Source organism: Agriterribacter sp., assembly GCF_035444585.1.
Lineage (GTDB): Bacteria > Bacteroidota > Bacteroidia > Chitinophagales > Chitinophagaceae > Agriterribacter.
In genome coordinates this window covers 1-6,210 of the sequence record NZ_DAOMOZ010000251.1, presented here as the reverse complement: position 1 = coordinate 6,210, position 6,210 = coordinate 1, and the positions used below count along the sequence as shown (strand labels likewise).

The following is a 6,210-nucleotide window of genomic DNA, read 5'->3' as shown; positions in this document are numbered from 1 at the left end:
GATTATTGGTAATTTCAAAAAGCTTGCTTTCTGCCTCATCCAGCAAATCAAACACATCAACGGAGTCTTCATATGCATCACTGATCACTTCCCCGCTGATACGGATCAGGTCGCGCTGAATGAATTTTTGCAGTATGATGCGGGAGTGAGTTTCTACATTGGCAGAAGATACTACCGCATTGGTCAGCCTGGTTACGTAATAGGGCCCGCCAACCAGTTCCAGTTCTTCTTTGGACCTTAGCTCTTCCACTACTGTAAGCAGGTCAATAGGCATGCTTTTCTGTGCCAGGTTTTGCATGGCGCGGTAAATGCGCTGGTGGGCGTCTACATAAAAACATTCGGGTTTTAAAATCTCGACTACCGTATCAAAGGCAGGTTTCTCCAGCATAATGGCTCCCAATACTGCCTCTTCCAGGTCGCGCGCCTGGGGGGGCACCTTGCCATATACCATCGAACTTAAATCAATTGAACTTTTTCTGCGGGTTTTACGGTCTTTATTAAGATTGGTAAGATGATCCATTAAAGTCTTTTATATAGGGGTTATATATCGTTGTTCGCCTGCCTGCCAACAGTATAGTAACCCTTCCATACAACCGCTTTCTCGGCTTTTCGTTATGAGCCAAATTGTATTGATTATGCTATGCTCCTATATATGATGCTAATATTAATGCATTATTACCGGAATGTTACCAACTGTGTCGGGAAGGCGAATTTAATACCATTGATTTTTGATAACCAAATTACGCCTCTACTTTTTTTTATTAATTTATACCAACACGCTTTTACACAGGGCAAGCAGGCTTTTCCACCATTATTTTTGGTTTATGCACAATTTACCAAAAAATTGTTGCTCGTAACAGAAATAATACACACCCACTGTGCGAAACAATTCAGCCTGTTTTTTTTGGCCGGACTATTAAAATAACAGTATGGACTTACAGCCATTTCCGGCGCCCGATCAATTTAATTATCTTTGCCACCGCTCCGTTAATCGGTAATGAAATTGAAAAAGAAGTAATCATTATATGACCATCAGTTACAACTGGCTTTGCGAATATCTCCCGGTAAATATTACACCCGAAAAATTAGCTGTTATATTAACTTCACTGGGGCTGGAAGTAGAAAGTTTTGAAGAGAAAGAAGCAGTGAAGGGGGGCTTGAAAGGACTGGTTATCGGACAGGTACTGGAAACAGAAAAGCACCCCAATGCCGATAAGCTCAGGTTAACAAAGGTTGATACCGGAGGGGAAAAACCCTTACAGATCGTGTGCGGAGCGCCAAATGTAGCCGCCGGTCAAAAAGTAGTGGTAGCACCTGTGGGCTCCACTATTTACCCGGGTAAAGGCGAGCCGGTTACCATGAAAGTAGCAAAGATACGGGGCATAGAAAGCTATGGAATGATTTGTGCGGAGGACGAAACAGGGCTCGGCAACAACCACGAAGGCATAATGGTTTTGGCCGATGATGCAAAGCCCGGCACCGCAGCAGCAGCGTATTTTAAACTGCAAAGCGACTGGATCTATGAAATAGGACTTACGCCTAACCGCATGGACGCCATGAGCCACCTGGGTGTTGCCAAAGATGTTTGTGCTTATTTAAGCGTTCACGAGAAAAAAGATTACCCGGTTAAATACCCATACAGCAACAATTTTAAAAAAGACAGGCAGGGCAACACTATTGAAGTAAAAATAGAAAACCAAACAGCCTGTGAACGCTATAGCAGCGTGCGTATAGATAATGTAACCATTAAAGAAAGCCCCGGATGGCTGCAGCAACGCATCAGGTCAATAGGGCTGCGCCCCATCAGCAATATAGTAGATATTACCAATTTTATTTTACACGAAACAGGACAACCCCTGCATGCCTTTGATGCAGACCGCATAAAAAGAAATACCGTAATTGTAAAGAACCTTCCCGAAGGCACACCATTCATCACTTTAGATGAAAAAGAACGAAAACTCCATGCCGATGACCTGATGATCTGTAACGGCAACGGCGAACCGATGTGTTTTGGAGGTGTATTTGGCGGCTTACACAGTGGCGTAACCGCTGATACCAAAAATATTTTCCTGGAAAGTGCCTGGTTTAACCCTGTCACCATCCGCAAAACATCCTTCCGGCATAATTTACGTACCGATGCAGCCGCACGTTTTGAAAAAGGAGTGGATATCAGCAATACCGTAACCGTGCTAAAAAGAGCGGCGCTTCTGATAAAAGAATTGGCCGGGGGGGTAATTGCATCGGACATCACAGATGTATACCCCGACCCCAAAGAAAAAAAGCAGGTTATCCTCGCTTACCATTACCTCAAAAAGTTAAGCGGTAAAAGTTATCATCCCGACAGTGTAAAAAAAATACTTACAAATTCCGGCTTTGAGGTGATCCAGGAAGATATTGATAAAATACGGGTGGCGGCCCCTTTCAGCAAACCCGACATTGAACTGCCTGCAGATATTGTGGAAGAAATTATGCGCATTGACGGCTATGATAATGTAGATATCCCCGGTAGCATTACCATCAGCCCTTCTGTAGAGACCATTGCTTACCAAGCGGCACTAAAAGAAAAGGTAGCCAATTATCTTGCGGGCAATGGCTTTAATGAAATATTCACCAACTCTATTACCAACAGTGCTTATTTTGATGATGCTACACTAAATACTTCCGTAAAAATGCTCAACAGCCTTAGCGCTGAATTAAATATTATGCGTCCTTCCATGCTGGAAACCGGATTGGAGTGCATGGCCCATAATATCAACCACAGGAACCTTAACCTCCGCTTGTTTGAATTTGGTAAAACCTATCATACGAGCGGTGTTGGACAATACGAAGAAAAAGAGAAACTATGCCTTTATATTACGGGAATGATCAAAGAAGCGTCATGGAAAACAAAGGAAGAAAAAACTGATTTTTATTACCTGAAAGGAATTACAGGAAGCATTTTACAGGCTGCGGGGCTCACCCGTTACGAGGTTCGGCCCGCCATTGCCGGTTACCTGCAATACGGTATACAGGTAACAATTGACGACGATACCATAATGACATTAGGGCTGACCAATGCATCTGTTGTAAAACGCTTCGATATTAAACAGCAGGTATGGTACGCCGAGCTGGAATGGGAAAAGTTACAGGGCCATGCTTCCAGGCAAAAACCGGGTTATACTGAAATCACGAAATTCCCTGCTGTTCAACGCGATCTTGCAATTGTTGTAGACAAGCAACTTGCTTATGAAAAGGTGGAAGAGGCGGTTAAACATGCGGACATACAAAAATTACAGTCTGTAAAACTATTTGATGTATTTGAAAGCGATAAGCTCGGCATCGGGAAAAAGTCTTTCGCGGTAAATTTTACGTTTTTAGACAAAGAAAAAACCCTCACCGACACTGAAATTGATAGCATGATGCAAAAGATCATGCACGCCTTTGAACAGGAACTATCGGCAGAAATAAGGAAATAAAAATATCATAATGTTGTGTTTTTATGAGCCGTCTTAACGAAGATATCAGCCGCATAAATGAAAAGCTGCAGTTATTGCTGAAGCAATACCATGCACTGCAAAAAGAAAATGACAGGTTAAAGCAGGATCTTGAACAAAAGAAAGCCGGGGAAAAAGAGATGAAAGAGAAAGCCGCATGGCTGCAGCAGCAGGTGGAGATAGCAAAAGTATCTTCGGGACAGGCAGGGCAGGAAATTAAATCCGACCTGGAGAAACGCATCAATACATACATTAAGGAAATAGACCAGTGTATTGCTCTGCTGGCGAATCAATAGTTAAATTCTTTTTACCAGGCGCATGAACTGCTCCTCCTTTCCTCCGGAAAGCTCGAGCGTATACACACCGTATGGCAAATCATTAAGCCCGTTCCAGCAAAACGATTTTTGCGCAGGTTCCACTTCAGTTTCGAACATGCTGCAAATTTTTCCTTTATCATCCTTAAGCACAGCCCTTAACGAGGAAGCAGTAGCATCACTTAACTCAAAAACCAGTTTATCAATGAATACGAGGGATTTTAGTTTTGCAAGCATTATGGAAGGGTTTTCGGTTTTAGATTCAGGGATCATTGAAATTATTTTAACACAACGAAAGAGCACCAATCAACTGTTGATAAAGTGTGAATAAAATTAACCATAATTTTCAGCATATGCAAACACTCATCGCTATTAATATAGGTATTGGCGACAGAACCTACAGGATCAAAGTAGCACCGGAAGATGAAGAACAGGTAAGAAAAACCATTAAAATCATCAATGACAAGATCATAGAATTTAAAACTGAATTTGCCGGCAAGGATATGCAGGACTATGTATCTATGGTATTGCTGTGGTACGCAACCCAGCTACAGAGCGGAAAATCAACGGTTTTGGAAAAAAATCTTACGGAAGCCCTCGCCAAAATGGAAGGACAACTGAATAAAACACTTGGGTTGTAAGGCATTTCCCCGGGATGATCCATCATTGTGGAACAGCTTCCTTTTAAGAGAAATCATCATTTGTACCCGGGTACAAAGCTTTGTTTATTTTATCAAAGATCAAAGAAAACAGCTATTCAGACATGATGAAATCCGCCAAAAGCCTCATCAACCAAAATCAGTTGCTTTTACCCAATATCCTGTCCGGCATTATCCTTATGCACCGAAAGCAAATGCAACTGTTGCAACGGCTTCAAATAGCAGTCAGCGGTCAGGAGCAGCAGACCGGATCAACTGCCCGTTTGCATCATATTCATCAGTTGAGAGCAATACTCCTCCCGCCGAATAATTTCTCCAGGCTCCCGAAAAAAAACCTTTATCGTATACACCTTCGCTTTTTATACTCCCATCTCCATAATAATAGGTAGCCCGACCATCAAACAGCCCCTGGTCATTGAGCAACAGCTTTGCTTTTAGCTGCCCGTTGCTGTAGTATTCTGCATAAGCCGTTCGGATATTTTTATGAAATTGCACAAAGGCCGTGATGCGGCCGGCTGTATCTTTCATGATTTTTGAAACAATGCTATCTCCCCTATAATATTGCTCGGCGCTATAAAATTCCCCGGCGCCTATTATCCTTGTAAAGCCCGTATCGCTGTTGTAGCGTACGGAATCAAAGAATGCCATATCTATTTTACCCATTCCGCCAGGTAAATGATTTACCGTGCTTTTACAGCCCGTATACAGCATCGCCACAGCAACAACAGATATTAAAAACCTCATAAAGAAAAAATATAAAAAAGCAGCCTCGGGTAAAAGGCCGCCTGTATGCATCATGTCTGTTTTAATCAACAAAAGAAGTCCAGCCTTTCCACCAGTCTCCTTCGGGTGTACCCGCCGCTCCCACGGCACCCCTGAATGTAACCGGAGTAAACCCGGTTGCTACTTTGGCATGCGTAAAGCTGGCAGCATTCAGCAAGGGTGACCCTGCCTGCGGCGTAAAATCGGGATTGGCATAATTAAAGGCGGCGGCCAGCTTCACTTCCGCATTTTCAGCCAGTACCTCATTATTGTATTCAGCAGCACCAAACCAGTTGCTTACGTTGCTATTGGTCCATCCCGTTGAAGCGCCTGAATTGTCGGCAAACTTAGTGGGTGCTGCACAGCCCGCAATGGTTGTATTTTGCACTACCAACCTTCCTGCCGTAATATTTTCCTGAACAGGCGTTCCTTTGCTTGCATCTATCAGCAAGCCGGTGGGCCAGCCCATGAAAACGGAATTGAAAATAGAAGTGCTGGTATTCCGTCTTAACTGTGCGGCTGCATTGTATAAGCTATTGCCGGTATTGGTTGTTTTTTCACGGGGGCCTATAGCCGTTATATTGCTGAATACAGGCGCCGTTTGGGGAGTTAAGCTGCTGCCATTGGCATCATTGTCACTTTCAAACGCTTCTACCTTAGAAATGTCGGCCCGCGATGAATCTCTCAGCACAATACCAAACTGTACGTTGCCACGGTAACCATTATCAGTATCAAAGTCGTCATCCAGGGTTTTATAGGCAATCAAATGACTGCAGTTCACTGTACCGCCAAACCATTCAAAGGCATCGTCCAGGGCATAGCTCACCTGCACATAGTCAACAGTAGTACCATTGCCTACCCCGCCCATTGTTAATGAATTCAATTCTTTATCGGGTAAAAAGGCGTATCCTGCATACTCTATGCGTACATATTGCAGGGAGCCTGAATTATCCGCATCATCGGCCCCACCGTATAACCCCAGTCCGTCGGCGTTATTGACCC

The 6,210-nt window shown here is 43.5% G+C and carries 7 protein-coding genes; 3 read left to right on the top strand and 4 right to left on the bottom strand.

The window, feature by feature from the left end:
- The coding region (locus PLH26_RS19145) for a replicative DNA helicase (protein WP_324587630.1) at nucleotides 1-520 on the bottom strand (520 nt) is incomplete at its 3' end.
- A 505-nt stretch (nucleotides 521-1,025) separates the two neighbouring features.
- Between PLH26_RS19145 and pheT the strand changes: the two genes are divergently transcribed.
- On the top strand, nucleotides 1,026-3,455 hold the full coding sequence (gene pheT / locus PLH26_RS19140; protein ID WP_324587629.1) for a phenylalanine--tRNA ligase subunit beta: 2,430 nt from the start codon (nucleotides 1,026-1,028) through the stop codon (nucleotides 3,453-3,455).
- 23 nt (nucleotides 3,456-3,478) lie between these two features.
- Nucleotides 3,479-3,769 carry a hypothetical protein gene (locus PLH26_RS19135; RefSeq protein WP_324587628.1) on the top strand — a complete coding sequence of 97 codons (291 nt, stop codon included), beginning with the start codon at nucleotides 3,479-3,481 and terminating at the stop codon, nucleotides 3,767-3,769.
- Here the strand turns inward: PLH26_RS19135 and PLH26_RS19130 are convergent, their stop codons facing one another.
- Nucleotides 3,770-4,060 carry a hypothetical protein gene (locus PLH26_RS19130; RefSeq protein WP_324587627.1) on the bottom strand — a complete coding sequence of 97 codons (291 nt, stop codon included), beginning with the start codon at nucleotides 4,058-4,060 and terminating at the stop codon, nucleotides 3,770-3,772.
- A gap of 80 nt (nucleotides 4,061-4,140) precedes the next feature.
- Between PLH26_RS19130 and PLH26_RS19125 the strand changes: the two genes are divergently transcribed.
- Entirely contained in the window at nucleotides 4,141-4,428 is a 288-nt protein-coding gene (locus PLH26_RS19125; RefSeq protein WP_324587626.1) for a cell division protein ZapA, read from the top strand.
- Between the two features lie 243 nt (nucleotides 4,429-4,671).
- On the opposite strand, the gene PLH26_RS19120 is transcribed toward PLH26_RS19125, so the two are convergent.
- Together PLH26_RS19120 and PLH26_RS19115 are read right to left on the bottom strand one after the other, a co-directional pair.
- Nucleotides 4,672-5,190: a toxin-antitoxin system YwqK family antitoxin gene (locus tag PLH26_RS19120; protein WP_324587625.1), complete on the bottom strand. Its 519-nt coding sequence runs from the start codon at nucleotides 5,188-5,190 to the stop codon at nucleotides 4,672-4,674.
- A gap of 61 nt (nucleotides 5,191-5,251) precedes the next feature.
- A partial coding sequence (locus tag PLH26_RS19115; protein WP_324587624.1) for a beta-helix domain-containing protein occupies nucleotides 5,252-6,210 on the bottom strand: 959 nt, incomplete at its 5' end.